Origin of the sequence: Streptomyces sp. GESEQ-4 (genome assembly GCF_017948455.1) — a bacterium.
Classification (GTDB): Bacteria; Actinomycetota; Actinomycetes; order Streptomycetales; family Streptomycetaceae; genus Streptomyces.
In genome coordinates this window covers 181,919-202,532 of the sequence record NZ_JAFFSU010000014.1, presented here as the reverse complement: position 1 = coordinate 202,532, position 20,614 = coordinate 181,919, and the positions used below count along the sequence as shown (strand labels likewise).

At 68.3% G+C, this 20,614-nt stretch carries 17 protein-coding genes; 6 read left to right on the top strand and 11 right to left on the bottom strand.

The genetic code is table 11. The features are described 5' to 3' along the window. Nucleotides 1-68: 68 nt before the first annotated feature. Complete coding sequence (locus KCH48_RS26210) at nt 69-2,186, top strand: S9 family peptidase (RefSeq protein ID WP_210577189.1); 2,118 nt, start codon at nt 69-71, stop codon at nt 2,184-2,186. A 120-nt stretch (nt 2,187-2,306) separates the two neighbouring features. On the opposite strand, the gene KCH48_RS26205 is transcribed toward KCH48_RS26210, so the two are convergent. From KCH48_RS26205 to KCH48_RS26185, 5 genes are read right to left on the bottom strand one after another with little or no spacing between them, the layout of a single operon-like run. Next, nucleotides 2,307-3,341, bottom strand: a complete 1,035-nt coding sequence (locus tag KCH48_RS26205) for an ABC transporter ATP-binding protein (RefSeq protein ID WP_210577188.1) — start codon at nt 3,339-3,341, stop codon at nt 2,307-2,309. Then, nucleotides 3,334-4,308, bottom strand: coding sequence for an ABC transporter ATP-binding protein (locus KCH48_RS26200; RefSeq protein WP_210577187.1), 975 nt, complete (start codon nt 4,306-4,308; stop codon nt 3,334-3,336). Before KCH48_RS26200 ends, KCH48_RS26205 begins: the two co-directional genes overlap by 8 nt. Before the next feature lie 6 nt (nt 4,309-4,314). After that, a complete protein-coding gene (locus KCH48_RS26195; protein WP_210577186.1) occupies nt 4,315-5,292 on the bottom strand; it encodes an ABC transporter permease in 978 nt (325 codons plus the stop codon). After that, nucleotides 5,285-6,208, bottom strand: a complete 924-nt coding sequence (locus KCH48_RS26190) for an ABC transporter permease (protein ID WP_210577185.1) — start codon at nt 6,206-6,208, stop codon at nt 5,285-5,287. The genes KCH48_RS26195 and KCH48_RS26190 overlap by 8 nt, the downstream gene beginning before the upstream one ends. 6 nt (nt 6,209-6,214) lie before the next feature. Continuing rightward, entirely contained in the window at nt 6,215-7,846 is a 1,632-nt protein-coding gene (locus KCH48_RS26185; protein ID WP_210577184.1) for an ABC transporter substrate-binding protein, read from the bottom strand. 362 nt (nt 7,847-8,208) lie between these two features. On the opposite strand from KCH48_RS26185, the gene KCH48_RS26180 reads away from it, so the two are divergent. The 5 genes from KCH48_RS26180 to KCH48_RS26160 are packed head-to-tail and all read left to right on the top strand — an operon-like array spanning nt 8,209 to nt 13,949. Beyond that, entirely contained in the window at nt 8,209-9,960 is a 1,752-nt protein-coding gene (locus tag KCH48_RS26180; protein ID WP_374104714.1) for an ABC transporter substrate-binding protein, read from the top strand. A 5-nt stretch (nt 9,961-9,965) separates the two neighbouring features. Continuing rightward, nucleotides 9,966-10,994 carry an ABC transporter permease gene (locus tag KCH48_RS26175; protein WP_210577182.1) on the top strand — a complete coding sequence of 343 codons (1,029 nt, stop codon included), beginning with the start codon at nt 9,966-9,968 and terminating at the stop codon, nt 10,992-10,994. Next, entirely contained in the window at nt 10,991-11,884 is an 894-nt protein-coding gene (locus tag KCH48_RS26170) for an ABC transporter permease (RefSeq protein WP_210577181.1), read from the top strand. Before KCH48_RS26175 ends, KCH48_RS26170 begins: the two co-directional genes overlap by 4 nt. Continuing rightward, nucleotides 11,881-12,963: an ABC transporter ATP-binding protein gene (locus KCH48_RS26165; protein WP_210577180.1), complete on the top strand. Its 1,083-nt coding sequence runs from the start codon at nt 11,881-11,883 to the stop codon at nt 12,961-12,963. The genes KCH48_RS26170 and KCH48_RS26165 overlap by 4 nt, the downstream gene beginning before the upstream one ends. Continuing rightward, nucleotides 12,960-13,949, top strand: a complete 990-nt coding sequence (locus KCH48_RS26160; RefSeq protein ID WP_210577179.1) for an ABC transporter ATP-binding protein — start codon at nt 12,960-12,962, stop codon at nt 13,947-13,949. Before KCH48_RS26165 ends, KCH48_RS26160 begins: the two co-directional genes overlap by 4 nt. Here the strand turns inward: KCH48_RS26160 and KCH48_RS26155 are convergent. The 6 genes from KCH48_RS26155 to KCH48_RS26130 form a co-directional block, all read right to left on the bottom strand. After that, nucleotides 13,942-14,325, bottom strand: coding sequence for a VOC family protein (locus KCH48_RS26155; protein WP_210577178.1), 384 nt, complete (start codon nt 14,323-14,325; stop codon nt 13,942-13,944). The two genes, KCH48_RS26160 and KCH48_RS26155, sit on opposite strands and share 8 nt — an antisense overlap. Before the next feature lie 70 nt (nt 14,326-14,395). Further along, entirely contained in the window at nt 14,396-15,544 is a 1,149-nt protein-coding gene (locus tag KCH48_RS26150) for an ABC transporter ATP-binding protein (protein WP_210577177.1), read from the bottom strand. Further along, a complete protein-coding gene (locus KCH48_RS26145; RefSeq protein WP_210577176.1) occupies nt 15,537-16,586 on the bottom strand; it encodes an ABC transporter ATP-binding protein in 1,050 nt (349 codons plus the stop codon). The genes KCH48_RS26150 and KCH48_RS26145 overlap by 8 nt, the downstream gene beginning before the upstream one ends. A gap of 11 nt (nt 16,587-16,597) precedes the next feature. After that, complete coding sequence (locus tag KCH48_RS26140) at nt 16,598-17,548, bottom strand: ABC transporter permease (protein WP_210577175.1); 951 nt, start codon at nt 17,546-17,548, stop codon at nt 16,598-16,600. Then, nucleotides 17,541-18,473, bottom strand: coding sequence for an ABC transporter permease (locus tag KCH48_RS26135; protein WP_210577174.1), 933 nt, complete (start codon nt 18,471-18,473; stop codon nt 17,541-17,543). The genes KCH48_RS26140 and KCH48_RS26135 overlap by 8 nt, the downstream gene beginning before the upstream one ends. A gap of 139 nt (nt 18,474-18,612) precedes the next feature. After that, complete coding sequence (locus tag KCH48_RS26130) at nt 18,613-20,238, bottom strand: ABC transporter substrate-binding protein (protein WP_210577173.1); 1,626 nt, start codon at nt 20,236-20,238, stop codon at nt 18,613-18,615. Nucleotides 20,239-20,614 lie beyond the last annotated feature (376 nt).

The following is a 20,614-nucleotide window of genomic DNA, read 5'->3' as shown; positions in this document are numbered from 1 at the left end:
CTATCGACGCATGCGCATCCGTCGGCGCACGGCCGCACAAGGGGGCGCATGGCCAATATGGTCGGGGCATGACGACAGAGCCCGACTCCTTCCCCCGACGGCACGCCCGCACCCAGCGATTCACGCTCGGCGCGCCGCGTTCGTTCACCGTGGCGCCCGACGGTTCCCGAGTCGTGTTCCTGCGCTCGGGTTCCGGTACAGACCGTGCGAATTCGCTCTGGGTGCTGGACCTGCCGGACGCCGGGGAGCGCGTGGCGGCCGAGCCGCGCGCCCTGCTCGGCGGCACGTCGGAGAACCTGTCGCCCGAGGAACGCGCACGCCGTGAACGCAGCCGCGAGTCCGGCGCCGGCATCGTCGGCTACGCCACCGACACGGCCGTCGAGTTGGCCTCTTTTACGTTGTCAGGGCGGCTTTTCACGGCCGAGCTACGGGCCGGCACGGCACGCGAACTCCCCGTCCCAGGACCGGTGATCGACCCGCGCCCCGCCCCCGACGGACGGCATATCGCCTACGTCGTCCGGGGCGCCCTGCGGGTCGTGGGCGCCGAGGGCGAGGGTGACCGGGCGCTCGCGGAGCCGGAGTCGGAGCAAGTGACGTACGGACTGGCCGAGTTCATCGCGGCCGAGGAGATGGGCCGGTCACGGGGCTTCTGGTGGGCGCCGGAGGCGGACCGGCTGCTGGTCGCCCGCGCGGACGACACGCCGGTGCGGCGCTGGTGGATCTCCGACCCGGCCCATCCGGAACGTGACCCGAACCACGTCGCGTATCCGGTGGCGGGCAGCGCCAACGCGGAGGTCCGGCTGTTCGTGATCGGCCTCGACGGGACCCGCACGGAGGTCGTCTGGGACCGGGCGCGCTATCCCTACCTCGCGCATGTGCACTGGTCAGCGGCGGGTGCACCGCTGCTACTCGTCCAGGCCCGGGACCAGCGCAGCCAGCTCTTCCTGGCCGTGGACCCGGACACCGGGGCCACCCGCATGGTGCACGCGGACGAAGATCCAACATGGCTTGAACTTTTCCCCGGCGTGCCCTGCTGGAGCCCCTCCGGACGGCTCGTGCGGATCGCCGACGAGGGCGGCGCCCGGGTCCTCGCGGTCGGTGAACGCCCGCTGACCGGACCGCAGTTGCACCTGCGCGCCGTGCTCGACGTCGCCGACGACGACGTGCTGGTCTCGGCGTCGGCGGGCGAGGACGCGGCCGCCCCGGAGACCGGCGAAGTGCACGTCTACCGGGTCAACGAGCTCGGCATGGAGCGCGTCTCCCAGGAGCCCGGCGTGCACTCGGCCGTGCGCTCCGGGGGCGTGACGGTCCTGGTGTCGGCGGTGCCGGACAAACCGGGCGCCCAGGTGCAGGTGCTGCGGGACGGGAAGAGGGCGGCGATCATCCCCTCGTACGCCGAAGATCCCGGAATGTCGCCGCGCATGGTCCTCACCGAAGGGGGCGCACGGCGTATCCCGTGCGCCGTGCTGTTGCCTCAGGACCACCGAGGGGATGCCCCTCTTCCGGTTTTGCTGGATCCGTACGGCGGTCCGCACGGGCCCCGCGTGGTCGCCGCGCACAACGCGCACCTCACCTCGCAGTGGTTCGCCGACCAGGGTTTCGCGGTGGTCGTCGCCGACGGCCGCGGCACCCCCGGCCGCTCCCCCGCCTGGGAGAAGGCCATCCACCACGACCTCACCGTCTCCCTCGACGACCAGATCGAGGCATTGCACGACCTCGCGAAGAGCCACCCGCTGGACCTGACCCGGGTGGCGATCCGCGGCTGGTCCTACGGCGGCTGGCTCGCCGGGCTCGCGGTGCTGCGCCGCCCGGACGTCTTCCACGCGGGCATCGCGGGCGCCCCGGTCACCGACTGGCGGCTGTACGACACGCACTACACGGAGCGGTACCTGGGCGACCCGGCCACGCACCCGGAGTCGTACGCGAAGAGTTCCCTGGTGACGGACGACGGTCTGTCCTCCCCCGCCGAGCCGCACCGCCCGCTGATGATCGTGCACGGCCTGGCCGACGACAACGTGGTCGTCGCCCACGCCCTCCGCCTCTCCTCGGCCCTGCTGTCCGCCGGCCGCCCGCACGAGGTGCTGCCGCTGTCCGGGGTGACGCACATGACCCCGCAGGAACAGGTCGCCGAGAATCTGCTGCTGCTTCAGGTGGACTTCCTGAAGCGCTCGCTGGGGTTGGCCTAGACGGCAACGGGCTGGGACGACATGGCGCGTCCCAGCCCGTTTACGGCACCCGCACGGCCGTACGTTGTAGAGATTGGCGCGTCCGTATATCGGAAACGGGTCGTCCGAGTTGCCTCTGTGTTACTCCGTGTTCTCGGCCGGTACGACCTGCTTCTCCTCCGCGAAGTGGCAGGCGGAGTCGTGCGCCGCGGGGCCGCCTGCCCTGAACTCCGGGGGCACCGCGAGCGGCGGCACTTCCAGTTCGCAGCGCTCCCGTGCCTTCCAGCAGCGGGTGCGGAAGCGGCAGCCGGAGGGGATGTTCGTCGGGGACGGGACATCGCCGGCGAGGATGATCCGCTCCCGGTGCTCGCGCGCCTCGGGGTCCGGGACGGGCACCGCGGAGAGCAGCGCCTGGGTGTAGGGGTGCGTCGGATGGTCGTAGATCTCGGCGTCCCGTCCGGTCTCCACGATCCGCCCGAGGTACATCACCCCGACCCGGTCCGAGATGTGCCGGACGATCGACAGGTCGTGCGCGATGAAGATGTAGGAGAGGTCGAACTCGTCCTGCAGCCGCTCCATCAGGTTGATCACCTGCGCCTGGACCGAGACATCGAGGGCGGAAACCGGCTCGTCGGCGACGATCACCTCGGGGCGCAGCGCCAACCCCCGTGCGATGCCGATGCGTTGACGCTGGCCGCCGGAGAACTGGTGCGGGTAGCGGTTGATGTATTCCGGGTTCAGGCCTACGACGTCGAGCAGGTCCTGGACGCGCTTGCGCCGGTCGCCCTTCGGGGCCACCTCGGGGTGGATGTCGTACGGCTCTCCGATGATGTCGCCGACCGTCATGCGCGGGTTGAGGGAGGTGTACGGGTCCTGGAACACCATCTGGATGTTGCGGCGGACGGTCTTGAGGGCCTTGCCGGACAGCTTGGTGATGTCCTCGCCCTTGTACTTGATCGACCCGGACGTCGGTCTCTCCAGGTTGACCAGCATCTTGGCGACCGTCGACTTGCCGCAGCCGGACTCGCCGACGATGCCGAGGGTTTCGCCGCGGGTGAGTTCGAAGTCCACGCCGTCCACGGCTTTGACGGCGCCGACCTGCTTCTTGAAGAGGATGCCCTGGGTGAGCGGGTAGTGCTTGACGAGCCCGCGCACTTCCAGGATCGGCTCAGCCATGCAGGCACTCCCTCCAGAAGTGGCAGGCGCTGCCCCGGTCTTCGGAGACCTCGTACAGCGGGGGCTCGTCGGTGCGGCACACGTCCTGGGCCATTGGGCAGCGGGGGTGGAAGGCGCAGCCCGGCGGGATGTTCATGAGGTTCGGCGGCAGGCCCTTGATGGCGTAGAGCTCCTGGCCCTTCTGGTCCAGGCGCGGGATGGAGTCGAGCAGGCCGCGGGTGTACGGGTGGGCGGGCGCCTTGTAGATGTCGTGGACCGGCGCCGACTCGACGATCCGGCCCGCGTACATCACCGCGATGCGGTCGGCGACGTCGGCGACGACGCCGAGGTCGTGCGTGATCAGGATGAGCCCCATGTTGTACTCGCGCTGCAACTCGGCGAGCAGATCCATGACCTGGGCCTGGACGGTCACGTCGAGGGCGGTCGTCGGCTCGTCGGCGATGATCAGCGCGGGCTCCAGGGCGAGCGCCATCGCGATCATGATGCGCTGGCGCATGCCGCCGGAGAACTGGTGGGGGTAGTCGCGGACGCGCTGGGAGGCCCCCGGGATACGGACCCGGTCCATCAGCTCGATCGACTTGGCCCGCGCGTCCCTGCGCGACATGCCCCGGTGGACGACGAACATCTCGCCGAGCTGGTCGCCCACGGAGAGCACGGGGTTCAGCGACGACAGCGCGTCCTGGAAGATCATCGCCATCTCGGCGCCGCGGACCTTCCGCCGCGCCTCCTCTTTCAGCGTGAGCAGATCCGTGCCCTGGAAAAGACCCTCACCGCCGGTGATCCGCCCCGGCGGCATGTCGAGGATCCCCATGATCGTCTGCGCGGTCACGGACTTCCCGGACCCGGACTCCCCGAGCACGGCGAGTGTCTCGCCGGCATCGACTTCGTAGCTGACCCCATTGACGGCCTTGGCAATCCCGTCTCGAGTCCTGAACTCCACGTGCAGATCCCGCACTTCGAGCAACATGCGCCGTCACCTCAGCTTGGGGTCGAGGGCGTCGCGTACCGCGTCGCCGAGCATGATGAACGCGAGGACGGTGAGGGCGAGGGCGCCGGAGGGCCACAGGAGGGCGTGCGGGGCGTTGCGGATGTACGGGGACGCGGCGGAGATGTCGATGCCCCAGCTGACCGTGGGCGGCTTCAGGCCTACGCCCAGGTACGACAGGGTCGCCTCCAGCGCGATGTACGTGCCGAGCGCGATGGTCGCGACGACGATGACCGGTGCCACTGCGTTGGGCGTGATGTGGCGTAGGAGCAGGCGGGAGTTGGAGGCACCCAAGGCACGGGCCGCCTGGACGTAGTCGTTCTGCTTGGCGGTGATGACGGAGCCGCGGGCGATGCGGGAGATCTGCGGCCAGCCGAGCAGCACCATGAACCCGATGACCGGCCAGATGGTGCTGCTGGTGACCACCGACAGCAGCACCAGACCGCCGAGCACGACCGGGATCGCGAAGAAGATGTCGGTGATGCGGGAGAGGATCGAGTCCCAGACCCCGCCGAAGAACCCGGCCAGCCCGCCCAGCACGCTGCCGAGGATCGCTACGCCGAGCGTGGCGCACACCCCGACCGAGACCGAGTTCCGGGCGCCGTACACCGTGCGCGTGTAGACGTCGCAGCCCTGACCGTCGTAGCCGAAGGGATGGCCGGGCTGGGAGCCCTCCTGGGCCTTGGCGAGGTCGCACTTGAGGGGGTTGCCGGAGGCGATGGCCGACGGCCAGAGCGAGATGACGACCAGGAACAGGATGACCAGCCCGGCGATGATGAAGACGGGGTTGCCGCGCAGGTCGCGCCAGGCGTCGGACCAGAGGGAGCGGGGTTTGCCCTGAGGGCCCGTACCTTGCGGGCCGCCCGGCGTCTTCTCCAGGGTCTCCGCCTCGCTGGCCGCCAGGTCCATCGCGCCTCCCATTCCGGTGCCGGCGATGGCGCCCTGAGGCTCCTTCGGTTCAGGCATAGCGGATCCTCGGGTCGAGTACGGCGTACAGGAGGTCCACGAGCAGGTTGGCCACCAGGAAGACCAGGACGAGGACGGTCACGAAGCCGACGACGGTCTGGGTGTTCTGGCGGAGGATGCCCTGGTAGAGCTGGTAGCCGACGCCGTGGATGTTGAAGATCCGCTCGGTGACGATCGCGCCGCCCATCAGCGCGCCGATGTCGGTGCCGATGAAGGTGACGACGGGGATGAGCGAGTTGCGCAGCAGGTGTTTCGTGATCACCCGGCGCCGGGGCAGGCCCTTGGCGATCGCCGTACGGACGTAGTCGGACCGCTTGTTCTCCGCGATGGAGGTGCGGGTCAGGCGGGTGACGTACGCGAGGGAGACCGAGGCGAGGACCAGGCCGGGCACGATCAGCTCGCCGAAAGTCGCGTCCGTGGAGACCGACGGCTTGATCCAGCCCCACTCGACGCCGAGGAGCAGTTGGAGCAGCAGACCGGTGACGAAGGTGGGGACGGAGATCACGACGAGGGTGACCAGGAGGACGGACGTGTCGATCGGGCGGCCGCGGCGCAGGCCCGTCACCACGCCCAGGGTGATGCCGATGACGATCTCGAAGAGGATGGCGACGACCGTCAGGCGGATGGTCACCGGGAACGCCGACGCCATCAGCTCGGTGACGGGCTGGCCGTTGAACGCGGTGCCGAAGTCGCCGGTGAAGACGTTGCCCATGTACGTCAGGTACTGCTGCACGACCGGCTTATCGAGACCGAACTCCTTCCGCAACTGGGCCGCTGTCGCCGGGTCGCACTGCCGGTCGCCGCACAGGCCCGCGATGGGGTCGCCCATCACGTTCACCATCAGGAAGATCAGCAGCGTGGCCCCGATGAAGACCGGGATCATCTGGAGCAGCCGCCGGGCGACGTACCGTCCCACGGCGGGTCAGCTGACCTTGATCTCGTTGTAGACGGGGACGCTGAACGGATTGAGCTTCACGTCCGACAGCCGCTCGGAGAAGCCGGCGCTGCCGTTCTGGTACCAGAGCGGAATGGCGGCCATGTTGTCCCGTAGGACTTCCTCGGCGTCCTGGAAGAGTCCGACGGCCTTGGCGGTGTCGGTCTCGGCGTTGGCCTGGTCGACGAGCTTGTCGAACTCCTTGTTGGACCACTTGCCGTCGTTGGAGGAGGCGTTGGTGTAGTAGAGCGGCTGGAGGAAGTTCTGGATGAGCGGGTAGTCCATCTGCCAGCCCGCCCGGAACGGGCCGCTCATCTTCAGGTCGGTGATCTGGCTGCGGAAGTCGGCGAAGGTGCCGACCGGGTTGCCGACGCAGGCCCGGTCGTTGCCGAGAGCGTTGTTGATGGAGTTGCAGACGGCGTCGACCCACTGCTTGTGCGAGCCGGTGTCCGCGTTGTACGTGATCTTGACCTGCCCGCCGGGAAGCCCGCCGCCCTCCTCGATGAGCTTCTTCGCCTCCGCGGCGTCGTACTCGCAGGCGTCGCCGCACAGGCCTTCCTTGAAGCCGCCGTCCTCGCCGAGGACCGGGGAGGTCCAGTCGGTGGCCGGTGTGCGGGTCTTCTGGAAGATGGTGTCGGTGATCTGGTCCCGGTCGATGGCCCGGGACAGGCCCGTACGGACCTTCTCCATCCCGGGCTTGTTCCAGTTCTTGTCGTAGAACGGGAAGGCGAGGGTCTGGATGATGCCGGCGGGCGTGTTGAGGTAGCGGTCGCCGAGGTCGGCCTTGACGTTCTTCAGCTGCGCGGCGGGGACATCGTCGACGAGGTCGAGGTTGCCGGCCATCAGGTCGGTGTAGGCGGTGTTGTTGTCGGTGTAGACCTTGAGGTCGACGCCGCCGTTCTGCGCCTTGTCCGCACCGGGGTAGGCGTCCCAGGCGCGCAGCGACATCTGCGAGCCCTTGGTGTACGAGTCGATGGTGTACGGGCCGTTGCCGACGGGCTTGCTCAGCCAGGCGGCGTGGTCGTCGAAGAATGCCTGCGGGAGCGGGGCGTAGGCGGGGTAGCCGAGGGTGTCGGGGAAGGTCGAGAACTTCTGGCTGAGCTTGACGGTGAAGGTCTTGTCGTCGACGACCTTCAGGCCGGAGAGGGTGTCCGCGGACTGCTTGCTGCCGTCCTCCGGGTGCGTCTTGTCGTAGCCCTCGATATAGCCGAAGAAGTACGCGTTCTTCTGGTTGTTCTTCAGGCTGGCGCCGTAGTTCCAGGCGTCGACGAAGGACTTCGCGGTGACCTTCTCGCCGTTGCTGAAGGTCCAGCCGTCCTTGATGGTGATGGTGAAGTTCTGCGAGTCGGTGGTCTCGATCTTCTCGGCGAGCATGTCGTTCGCCTCGCCGGTCTCGGGGTCGTAGCGCTTCAGTCCCCGGAAGATCATGTCGAGGACCTTGCCGCCCTGCACCTCGTTGGTGTTGGCGGGCTCCAGCGGGTTCTGCGGGTCGCCCCAGGAGGAGGAGAGCACCGCGCCGGTGTCGCTGCCGCCGCCGCTGTCCTCACCCCCGCAGGCCGTCGCCGCGAGCGCTGCCGCCGCCGCGCATGCGGCCCATTTGGCGTGCGTGGCTCTGCGCATGGAGTGCCTCCCGGTGCGGGTCCGAGTGAAGATCCGTTCGTTATCGGCCAATATCGGCCCGGAATGGATCACTCGCACCTCGGCGCCACCCGTCCGGGTGCGGACCGGCCCGAACAGGCCGTCAGCCCCTCACCAGGGAGGCTTCACCGGTCTGGACCTCTGAGGGTTCCAGTCGTATCAACTTGTTATTTCCGCAGGCCACCAGGGGTGCAGGCGCCATTGACGGCCCCGGAGCGGCGCTGATAGACACCGGAAAACTGTCCGCCGGTGCGAGCGATGACGCGAGGTCAGGTTCCATGCAGCTGAAGAGATACGTCAGACTCCGGACCCGCATTCCCCTGATGGTCGCCGCGCTCCTCACGATGACGACGATGACGGCGGTCCTGGTCCCCCGGCCCGCCACCGCCGCGGACGACAAGAAGGTCCTCACGGTCGCCGTCTCGCAGAGCGTGGACTCGCTGAGCCCCTTCCTGGCGAGCCGTCTGGTCAGCACCAGCATCCACCGGCTGATGTACGAGTACCTCACCAACTACGACCCCAAGGACGCCCACGCGATCCCGGGTCTCGCCACGAAGTGGACGCCGTCCGCGGACAAGCTCACCTGGACGTACACGATCCGCTCCGGCACCAAGTGGTCCGACGGCAAGCCGGTCACCGCCGAGGATGCGGCCTGGACGTTCAACAAGATGATGACCGACGAGAATGCCGCGACCGCCAACGGCAGCTTCGTCTCCAACTTCAAGAAGGTGACGGCCACCAGCCCCACCCAGCTCGTCATAGAGCTGAACAAGCCGCAGGCCACGATGGCCGCCCTCGACGTGCCGATCGTGCCCAAGCACATCTGGGAGAAGGTCAAGGACTTCTCCAAGTTCAACAACGACAAGGACTTCCCCGTCGTCGGCAACGGCCCGTACGTGCTCACCGGCTACAAGGCCGACAGCTATGTACGCCTGGAGCCCAACAAGAACTTCTGGCGCGGCGCCCCGAAGTTCGACGAGCTGCTGTTCAAGTACTACAAGGACGGTGACGCGGCCGTCGCGGCCCTGCAGAAGGGCGAGGTGTCCTTCGTCAGCGACCTGACGCCCGCTCAGGCATCCGCACTCAAGGGCCAGCAGAACATCAAGGTCAACGACGCGCCCGGCCGCCGCTTCTACGCCCTCGCCACCAACCCGGGCGCCCGCGCCGCGAACGGCGAGAAGTTCGGCAACGGCGACCCCTCCCTGCTGGACCAGCGGGTACGGCACGCGCTGTTCATGGCGGTCGACCGTACGACCATCATCGACAAGGTCTTCCAGGGCCACGCCGTGATGGGCGAGGGCTACATCCCGCCGCGCTTCTCGACGTACTCCTGGAAGCCGTCGGCCGACCAGGAGATCGGCTACGACCCCGCGAAGGCGGCTCAGCTCCTCGACCAGGCGGGCTACAAGAAGAACGGCGACGGCAAGCGGGTCGGCAAGGACGGCAAGCCGATCAACTACCGCGTCCTGTGCCACGCCACCGACCCCGAGGACAAAGCCGTCGGCCAGTACCTCCAGGAGTGGTGGGCCGACCTCGGCATCGGCATCACGCTCGACTGCCTGGACAACGTGAGCGACCCCTGGCTCGCCGGCGAGTACGACCTCGCCTTCGACGGCTGGTCCGTCAACCCCGACCCGGACTTCGTGCTGTCGATCCACACCTGCGGCGCCCTGCCCGCCACCCCGGACGACGTGGGCGCGACCGACAACTTCATCTGCGACAAGACCTACGACAAGCTCTACGCCCAGCAGCTCGCCGAGTACGACCCCCCCAAACGGGCCGACATCGTCAAGCAGATGGAGTCGCGGCTGTACGACCTCGGGTACATGAACGTCATGGCGTACCCGAACGCGGTCGAGGCGTACCGCACGGACCAGATCGAGTCGATCACCACCATGCCTCAGAAGGCGGGCAACATCTTCGGTCAGGACGGCTACTGGAGCTGGTGGTCGGCGGTGCCGGCCGCGTCCGGTTCCGACGACTCGTCGAGCTCGACGGGCGTGGTCGTGGGCATCGCGGCCGGAGCCGTGGTCCTCGTGGCTGCGGGCGTCTTCTTCGGGCTGCGGCGGCGCGCCACCGCCGACGACCGTGAGTAGCGTCCATGGCCACTGACACGGCAGCCGCGGCGGCGCCGAAGAAGACCGAGCGCCCGGGCACGGGGTATCTCCGCTACGGGGCGGGCAAGGTCGGCGGCGCCGCGGTCTCGCTCTTCGCCGTCCTGGTCACCAGCTTCTTCCTGTTCCGGCTGATCCCCGGCGACCCGGTGAAGTACATGACCGGCGGCCGTCAGGTGTCCAACGAGCAACTGGCCGCCTACCGCCGCGAGTTCGGCCTCAACCTGCCGATGTGGGAGCAGTTCGTCGACTACTGCGGCAAGGCGCTCACGGGCGACCTGGGCACGTCGTACCAGTTCCGGGCCCCTGTCATCGACAAGATCACCGAGGCGCTGCCGAACACGCTGATCCTCACCGGTACGGCATTCGTCCTCTACACGGTGCTGGGAATCGTCCTCGGCACGCGCTCTGCCTGGCGGCACGGCGGGCTCGGCGACCGCCTGAACACGGGCCTGGCGCTCGCGTTGTACTCCATCCCGTCCTTCTGGCTCGGCCTGCTGCTCATCATCGTGTTCGCGGTGGGCATCGGCCCGATCCCGGGCCTGTTCCCGACCGGCGGCATGGAGTCGGGGAACGAGGAGGGCTTCGCGTACGTCATCGACGTCGCCCACCATCTCGTACTGCCGGTGATCACCCTGGTCGCGGTCGAGTACGGCCAGACGCTGCTCGTCACCCGCTCGGCGCTGCTGGACGAGATGGGCAGCGACTATCTGACGACCGCGCGCGCCAAGGGCCTCCGGGACGACCTGGTCCGACGGCGGCATGCCGTGCCCAACGCGATGCTGCCGACGGTGACGCTGATCTTCGTGAACCTGGGCCGGACGGTCGCCGGCGTGATCCTGGTGGAGACCGTGTTCTCGTGGCCGGGCCTGGGCGGGCTCTTCTACCAGGCGCTGAGCGTGCCCGATCTCCCCCTGGTCCAGGGCCTGTTCTTCGTCTTCGCGGCGGCGGTAATCGTGATGAACACGCTGGCCGACCTGATCTATCCGCTGCTCGACCCGAGGGTGGGCCGATGACGACGGCTACGACGCTTGCCTGGCAGCGGCGCCGGGACTCCGCCGCCCGCTTCTGGAAGCAGTACCGCACGCACCGCGCGGGTCTGGTGGGCATGGCCGCCCTCGCCCTCTTCGTGCTGGTCGCGCTGACCGCGCCGCTGACGGTCGGCTCCGACGTCGCGAGCGTGACCGACGCGCCGGGCAACCCGATGGAGAGCCCGAGCGCCGAATTCCCGCTGGGCACCGACCGGTTCGGGCGCGATCTGCTCGGCCTGCTGGTCTGGGGCTCGCGGGTCTCACTGCTGGTGGGCCTGCTGGCGGCGGTGCTGTCGGTGCTGATCGGCGGGCTGGTCGGCATCACGGCCGGGCACTTCCGCGGACCGTACGCCACCGTGGTCATGCGGATCACGGACTGGTTCCTGGTGATGCCGACGCTGGTGCTGGCGATCGCGCTGGCCACGGTGATGTCCCGGTCGCTCGGTACGGTCGTGCTGGCGATCGGCGTGACGATCTGGCCGACGACGGCGAGGCTGGTGCGGGCGCAGACGCTGGCCGTCGAATCGCGGCCGTACATCGAACGCGCGAAGGCGCTCGGCGGCGGGCACTGGCACATCATGTCGAGGCACGTCCTGCCGAACGTCATGCCGCTGATCCTGGCCCAGACGACCTTGATGATCTCCACTTCCATCCTCGCCGAGGCCACCCTCGCCTTCCTGGGCCTGGGCGATCCGACGGTGGTGTCCTGGGGCGGCATGCTCCAGGAGGCCCGCGAGGCCGGCGCGGTCAGCTCCGGCGACTGGTGGTACCTGGTGCCGCCGGGCATCGCGATCGCCGTGGTCGCGCTGGCGTTCACGCTGTGCGGGCGCGCGGTGGAGACCGTGCTCAACCCGAGGCTGGGGGTGTCCCGTTGACGCTTTTGGAGGTCCGGAACCTGGAGGTGACCTACCCCGGCGGGGCCGCCGCGGTGCGGGGCGTCGACCTGACGGTGGACGCCGGGCAGAAGGTCGGCATCGCGGGCGAGTCCGGGTGCGGGAAGTCGACGCTGGCGCTGGCGCTGCTGAGGCTTCTGCCGGCCGGGACCAGGATCGGCGGATCGGTACTGCTGGACGGCGAGGACGTGCTCACCATGAAGTGGGGGCGCGTGCGGGCCGTGCGCTGGGCGGGCGCCTCGATCGTCTTCCAGGGGGCGATGCACTCCCTCAACGCCGTCCACCGCATCGGCGACCAGATCGCCGAGCCGATCCTGCTGCACGGCGGCGGTACCGCGGCGGCGGCGCGGAAGAGGACGGGTGAGCTGCTGGAGCACGTGGGCCTTCCGGCGGCCCGGGCGAGGGCGTACCCGCACGAACTCTCCGGTGGCCAACGACAGCGCGTGATGATCGCCATGGCCCTGGCCTGCGACCCCCAGCTGGTCGTCGCCGACGAGCCGACCACCGCCCTCGACGTGATGATCCAGGCGCAGATCCTGCGGCTCATCGAGGGCCTCGTCGCCGAGCAGGACCTCGGCCTCATCATGATCAGCCACGACCTGGCCGTCCTCGCCGACACCTGCGACCGGCTCGCCGTGATGTACGCGGGCCGCGTCGTCGAGGAGGGACCGGCCCAGGAGGTCTACGAGAACGCGCGCCACCCGTACGCCGAGGCCCTGTCCTCCGCGTTCCCCCGCATCGGCGACCCGTCGTCGCGGTTCGCGCCACGCGGCCTGGCGGGCGACCCGCCGGACCCCTCGGACCTCCCCTCCGGGTGTGCGTTCCATCCCCGGTGCGGGGTGGCGCTGACGGAGTGCGCGTCGGAGGACCAGGTGCTGCGGGAAGCGGGGCCGGGGCGGAGGGCGGCGTGTGTGCATGTGGGGCCACCGAGTTCCGGAGGGCCCGCGACGGTCGGCGGAGGTGCCTCCACGAAGGGGGACGCCGGTGGCCCGACCGCCGGGTCGGCTGCGGAGACGAAAGGGTCGGCGACGGCGACCGGAGACCCGAGGAGCGCCTCATGACGACATCCCCGCCCCTGCTCACCGCCCAAGGGCTGCACGTCACCTTCCCCGGCCGCCACGGCGCCGCTTCCGCGCGGGCCGTGGACGGTGTCGACCTCGACATCCGGGCCGGGGAGATCGTGGCGCTGGTCGGCGAGTCGGGGTGCGGCAAGACGACGCTGGCGCGGGCGCTGCTCGGGCTGGTGACGCCGACGGCGGGGCGCGTCGGATTCGCCGGGGAGCCGCTGTCGTACACCTGCCGGGCGCTCAAGTCCTACCGCCGGCGCGTGCAGTTGGTGCTCCAGGACCCGTCCGGCTCGCTGAACCCACGGCACACCGTGTACGACGCGGTGGCGGAGGGCCTGCGGATCCACGGCTACGACGGTGACGAGCGGGAGGCGGTGACGCAGGCCCTCTCCCGGGCCGGACTGCGCCCACCCGAGCGCTTCTTCCTGCGCTACCCGCACGAATTGTCCGGCGGCCAGCGGCAGCGCGTGGTGATCGCCGGAGCGCTGGTCCTTAACCCCGAACTGATCATCGCGGACGAGCCGGTGGCCTCCCTCGACGCCTCCGTACGCGGCGAGATCCTCGCCCTGCTGCTACGGCTCCGCGACGAACTGGGCTTGGCGGCGCTGGTGGTGACCCACGACCTCGGCCTGGCGTGGAACATCGCCGACCGGGTCGCGGTGATGTACCTGGGCCGGATCGTGGAGACGGGCGCGGTCGAGGACGTCCTGACGGCACCCCAACACCCGTACACCCAGGCCCTGCTGTCCGTCGTCCCCGAGTCCCCCGGCACCCCGGTGGTCCTCACCGGCGAACCCCCCGACCCCTCCCGCATCCCCTCCGGCTGCCGCTTCCACGCCCGCTGCCAGATCCTGGCCGGCGGCGAGGCAGAGGCAGCGGGCGTCGCGGACGCGTGCCGGACACAGGACCTGGAGATCCTCGACGGGGGTGGCGGGGCACAGGTGGCGTGCCATTGGGCGCGGGCGCGGGTCGCTACGTGACGGCCACCAGCTCGACCTCGAACCCGTCCGTATTGGCGAGGTAGGCCGCGTAGTGCTCCGGACCGCCCGCAAACGGGTAGCGGTCCGCGAAGAGCGGCGTCCAGCCGTGGGCGGGAGCTTCGGCCGCGAGCGCGTCGACCTGCTCATGGCTTCCGGCGTGGAACGCGAGGTGGTTGAGCCCCGGACGCATCCGGTCGTGTGCGCCGTCGGTCATGGCCGACGACTGCTCGACGACGAGATACGTCGCCCCGTGCCGCCAGCTGCGACCGTGCTCCCACTCCTGGTACGGGTGATAGCCGAGCCTGCCGAGCAGCCAGCCCCACTCGCGTACCGCGCGCGGCAGCTCGGGTACCCACAGCTCGATGTGATGGAGCATCCGGCTCTCCCGTGGAAATGCCGGTTCCCGGCACCCTGGATGAGGTGCCGGGAACCTGTGTGGAGGTTCGTCACGCCGCGTGGACGACGTCCTTCTCCTCCGCGAAGTGGCAGGCCGACTCGTGGGCGGCCGGGGTGTCCTCGGTGCGGAACCGCTCGGGGACGGCGAGGAGGGGGACCTCCTCGGCGCACTTGTCCTGCGCCTTCCAGCAGCGGGTGCGGAAGCGGCAGCCGGAGGGTGGGTTGGCCGGGGACGGGACGTCGCCGGTCAGGATGATCCGGTCGCGGTGGTCGCGGGCGTCCGGGTCCGGGACGGGGACCGCGGAGAGCAGCGCCTGGGTGTAGGGGTGCGTCGGGTGGTCGTAGATCTGCTCGTCCGTGCCGATCTCGGCCATTTTCCCGAGGTACATCACCCCGACCCGGTCCGAGATGTGCCGGACGATCGACAGGTCGTGCGCGATGAAGATGTAGGAGAGGTTGAACTCGTCCTGCAAGCGCTCCATCAGGTTGATGACCTGCGCCTGGACCGATACGTCAAGGGCCGACACCGGCTCGTCGCAGATGATGATCTCCGGGTTGAGCGCCAACCCCCTCGCGATGCCGATGCGTTGGCGCTGGCCGCCCGAGAACTGGTGCGGGTAGCGGTTGATGTACTCCGGGTTCAGGCCCACGACGTCCAGCAGGTCCTGGACCCGCTTGCGCCGGTCCCCCTTCGGGGCCACCTCGGGGTGGATGTCGAAGGGCTCCCCGATGATGTCGCCGACCGTCATCCGCGGGTTGAGCGAGGTGTACGGGTCCTGGAACACCATCTGGATGTTCCGGCGGACCGCCTTCAGCGCGCGGCCGGACAGCTTGGTGATGTCCTGGCCCTTGTAGAAGATCTCGCCGGCGGTCGCCTTCTCCAGGTTCATCAGGAGCTTGGCGACGGTGGACTTGCCGCAGCCGGACTCGCCCACGATGCCCAGGGTCTCGCCCTGGTACAGGTCGAAGGAGATGCCGTCGACGGCCTTGACGGCGCCGATCTGCCGCTTGAACAGGATTCCCTGGGTGAGCGGGAAGTGCTTCACCAGGTTGCGCACCTGGAGAATCGGCTCACCGCGTTCGACCGGGGCCTCGATGGCCGCGACCGACTCCGACTCGGTGTCGGCGGCCACGGTCTCCACCTCGGAGACGTTCGGCGTGGCGTCCTGCGGCTCGTCGTTCTTGCCGATCTCAGCCATGGATCGTCTCCTTCCAGAAGTGGCAGGCCGAACCGCGGCCGACCAGTTCGGTGCCGTCCTGCTCGGTGACCGGCTTGAGGTCCGGGATCTCCGTACGGCACAGGTCCGTCGCCTTGGGGCAGCGCGGGTTGAAGGCGCAACCGGACGGAATGCGCAGCAGGTTGGGCGGCAGACCCTTGATCGCGTAGAGCTCCTGGCCCTTCTGGTCCAGGCGCGGGATCGAGTCCAGCAGACCCCGCGTGTACGGGTGCGCGGGGCGCTTGTACAGCTCGTGCACCGGGGCACGCTCCACGATCCGGCCCGCGTACATCACGGCGATCTTGTCCGCGACGTCGGCGACCACACCGAGGTCGTGGGTGATCAGGATCAGGCCCATGTTGTACTCGCGCTGCAACTCGGCGAGCAGATCCATGACCTGGGCCTGCACGGTCACGTCGAGGGCCGTCGTCGGCTCGTCGGCGATGATCAGGTCCGGCTCCAGGGCCAGCGCCATGGCGATCATGATGCGCTGGCGCATACCGCCGGAGAACTGGTGCGGGTAGTCGCCCACCCGCGCCGCGGCGGCCGGGATCTTCACCCGGTCCATCAGCTCGATCGCCTTGGCCTTGGCGTCCTTCTTGGACAGGCCCTGGTGGACGCGGAACATCTCGCCGAGCTGGTAGCCGACGCTGAGCACCGGGTTCAGCGAGCTGAGCGCGTCCTGGAAGATCATGGCGATCTTCTGTCCGCGGATCTTGCGGCGCTCCTCGCCCGACATGGTCAGCATGTCCTGGCCGCGGAAGAGGATCTCGCCCTTCGGGATCCGCGCCGGGGGCATGTCGAGGATGCCCATGATGGCCTGCGCCGTCACGGACTTGCCGGAGCCGGACTCGCCGAGCACGGCGAGCGTCTCGCCCGCGCTGACGCTGTAGTTGACGCCGTTGACGGCCTTGGCCAGGCCCTCGCGGGTGTGGAACTCGACGTGCAGGTCACGCACTTCGAGCAACGGGGAGCCGTCGCCGTCGCGGGGCGAGGGCACGGATGTTTCTTCGATGACGGTCACGTACGCCTCCCTCAGCGCATCTTCGGGTCGAGGGCGTTGCGTACGGCCTCACCGAGCATGATGAACGCCAGCACCGTGATGCTGAGCATGATCGACGGGTAAATCATGATCCACTGGGCCACACGGATCTGGTTGCCGCCGTCGGAGATGTCGTTGCCCCACGAGACGCCGCTGAGCCCCAGTCCCAGGAAGGACAGCGTCGCCTCGGCCGTGATGTAGACGCCGAGCGAGATGGTGGCGACGACGATCACCGGGGCGAGGGTGTTCGGCAGGATGTGCCGGAACATGATCCGCGGGGTGCTCGCGCCGAGGGCCTTGGCCGCCTGCACGTAGTCGGCCTGCTTGGTGGTGATCACCGCACCGCGCATCACCCGGGAGATCTGTGTCCAGCCGAAGAAGCCGAGCGCGCCGATGACGACCCAGGTCGTGCGCTCCGGGAAGGAGTTGAGCACGACCATGGTGCCGAGCAGGAACGGGATACCGAAGAACACGTCGGTCAGCCGGGACAGGATCGAGTCCACGATGCCGCCGAAGTACCCGGCGATCATGCCCAGCACGCCGCCCAGGATCGTGACGACGATGGTGGTGCCGAATCCGACGGCTATGGAGGCCCGGGTGCCGTAGATGACACGGGCGTACACGCTGCGGCCCTGCTGGTCGTAGCCGAGCCAGTCGGCCGAACCGACCTCACCCAGCTTGGGCTTCTGCAGGTAGTGATTGGACAGGTCACCGAGGTACGGCTGCGCGCTGGTGAACCATCCCGGGAAGAAGGTGATCAGCAGCAGGATGAAGATCAGCACACTGGAGGTGATGAAGATCCAGCTGCGGCGCAGGTCGGCCCAGGCGTCGCCCCACAGGCTGCGGGTCTTCTCCGGCTTGGGCTGGGGCGTCGGGATCGCGTCCGTGGAATCCACCGAGTCCGCCACACCGGCCTCTGCTTCTGTCTTGGTCAGGTCAGGCATAGCGAATCCTCGGGTCAAGGACCGCGTAAAGCAGGTCGACGAGCAGGTTGGCAAGCAGGTAGACGAGGACGAGGATCGTCACCAGGCCGACGAGAGTGGTTCCCTCGCGGCGGACGAGGGACTCATAGATCGTGCCGCCCACGCCCTGGATGTTGAACAGGCCCTCGGTGACGATGGCGCCGCCCATCAGCGCACCGATGTCGGTGCCCAGGTACGTGATCACGGGAATCATCGAGTTGCGCATGAGGTGGATGCCCACCACACGGCTCTTGGGCAGCCCCTTGGCGATCGCGGTGCGGATGTAGTCCGCGCGGCGGTTCTCGGCGATCGACGTACGGGTGAGACGGGTCACATAGGCCAGTGACGCGGTCGCCAGGACGATGGCCGGCATCAGCAACTGGCCGTAGTTCGTGGAGTCCTGGACGTTCGACTCCACCCAACCGAGTTGGTCGGCGAAGATCAGCTTGCAGATGAACCCGAGGACGAAGACCGGGATCGAGATGAACAGCAGCGTGATCACCAGGATCACGTTGTCGGTGAGCCGCCCGGCGCGCAGGCCCGCCACGATGCCCAGGGCGATACCCAGGACGAACTCGATGGAGAAGGCCAGGGCAGCGAGGCGGAGTGTCACCGGGAACGCGTCGCCCAGCACATCCGTGACGGGGCGTCCGCTGGCCACCTGCGTGCCGAAGTCGCCATGCAGGATCATGTCCTTCATGTAATTCCAGTACTGCACCAGGATCGGCTGGTCCAGGCCGTACTCATGTCTCAGCGCCGCGATGAGCTGCGGGCTGCCGGCCTTGTCGCCGAAGAGCCCGCGCACGGGGTCACCGGGCAGGGCGTAGACCATGAGGAAGATCAGCAGAGTTGTCCCGATGAACACCGGGATCATCTGGAGCAGTCGTCGTGCGACGTAGCGCCCCATCGTGCCTCCATGTCAGTCACGGCGGCAGCCGACGGGCCCTTTCCCCGCGCATCACCTGAAGATGCGGGTGGAAAGGGCCCCCCGGCCGCTGCCGTTCCCCGGGCGGGTCAGGCCGCGCCCGGGACAACGGTCGTTGCGGTTACTTCTTGACCTGAACGCCGGTCAGGATCGGGTCTCCGTCCTGGGCGTACTTGACGCCGGTGACCTTCTCCGAGTAGCCCGCGTTGACCTTGTAGTACCAGAGCGGAATGCTCGGCATGTACTCGGGGAGCTTCTTCTCGAGCTCCTGGTACAGCTTCTCCGACTCGTCCTGCGTCTTGGCGGCGTCGGCTTCCTTGATCAGCTTGTCGACCTCCGGGTTGGAGAAGCCGCTCTGGTTGCCGGACGAGTTGGTGCCGAACAGGTCACGCAGGAAGTTCGCGTTGAACGGGTAGTCGAGCACCCAGCCGGAGCGGTACATCGACTTGACCTCCTGCGCGTCACGCGCCTGGAGGTCGGCCTGGAAGTCGGCCTTGGAGTCGCCGGTGCAGGCGATGCCGGTGGCCTTGGTGATGGAACCGCAGACCGCCTCCACCCACTCCTTGTGACCGCCGTCCGCGTTGAACTGGATGGAGATCTTGTTGCCCGGAACGCCGCCGCCCTCCTTGATGAGCGCCTTGGCCTTGGCCGGGTCGTACGTGAAGATGTCGGTGCCCAGGCTCGGCTGGTAGCCGGTGACGCCCTTGGCGACCCAGCCGGTGGCGGGCTCGCGGGTGCCCTGAAGCACGGTGGTGGTGATGGTCTTGCGGTCGATCGCCATCGACAGGCCCTGCAGGACCTTCGGGTCGATGTCCTTCCACTGGTCGGTGTAGAAGGCCGGGGCGATCGTCTGGATCGAGGAGTAGGCCTGGTCGACGGCGCGGTCGCCGAGGTCCTGCTTGTAGACGGGGAGGTCCCTGGGCGCGACCTGACGCAGAACGTCGACGTTGCCGGACTTCAGGTCCTCGTAGGCCGTCTCCAGGTTGGTGTAGTTCTTGAAGATCACACCACCGTTCTTGGCCTTGTTCGGACCCTGGTAGTCGTCGTTGCGGGCGACCTCGATCTGCTTCTTGTGGTCCCAGCTGACGAACTTGTAGGGGCCGTTGCCGACCGGCTTCTCACCGGCGGCCTTCGGGTCCTTGTAGAAGGACTCGGGCAGCGGCGAGAAGACCTCGTAGCCCAGCTTGTAGACGAAGTAGGGCAGCGAGCTGGTGAGCGTGATGGTGAAGGTGTTGTCGTCGACGACCTTCAGGCCCTTCATCTCCGTGGCCTTCGGCTTGCCCTTCTCGGGGGCGACGTCGGAGTAGCCCTCGATGTCGGAGTACCAGAAGCTGTTGGTCTGCTTGTTCGCCGGGGCGGCGGCCCAGTTCCACGCCTTGACGTAGGACTCGGCGGTCACCGGGGTGCCGTCGTGGAACTTCCAGCCGGACTTCAGCTTGACCGTGTAGGTCTTGTTGTCCGAGGTGTCCACCGACTGGGCGTTGACCATGACGATCTTGCCGCTGGCGTCATAGTCCACGAGCGTGGAGAACAGCGCCCGGGTGACGATGCTGCCGTTGGACTCCATGGTGTTGGCCGGCTGCAGCGGGTTCTCGGGCTCGCCGACCTCGATCGAGAACTTGCCGTTCGGATCGATGGCGGCGTTGCTGTCGTCGCCACTGTCGCTGTCACTGCCACCACAGGCGGTCGCGGCCAGCGCCACAACCGCGGCTATCGCGACCCACTTGGCGCTCTTGGCACCACGCATGGGTTCCTCCTCATGAGTCCATTGGTTCACCGCAAGGGGGAGCACACGACACGCCACCGTCACCGGTGCCGGAAATAGTCAGGTGCCCCCACGCTCGTGAGTCGGCGCCGCCTGCAGCGCGTGACCCGTTTATCCGAGCTCTACGCGCCTAACTATCTGCCATGGGCCGATGGCCGAACCACACCCTCAAGGTCTCGGTTCGATCACACCTCGTGCGTACATCTTCCAAAATCCGGACAAAGGGTTTGCCGAAAGATCCCTGCGAAACGGACTTGTTACACATCTATCGGTCGCAGGCGTCCGTATACCGGACGATCCGGTGGAGAAAACCAGTTGCGATTACGGTGATCCATGCGCGGGGTGCCATCGGCATGCC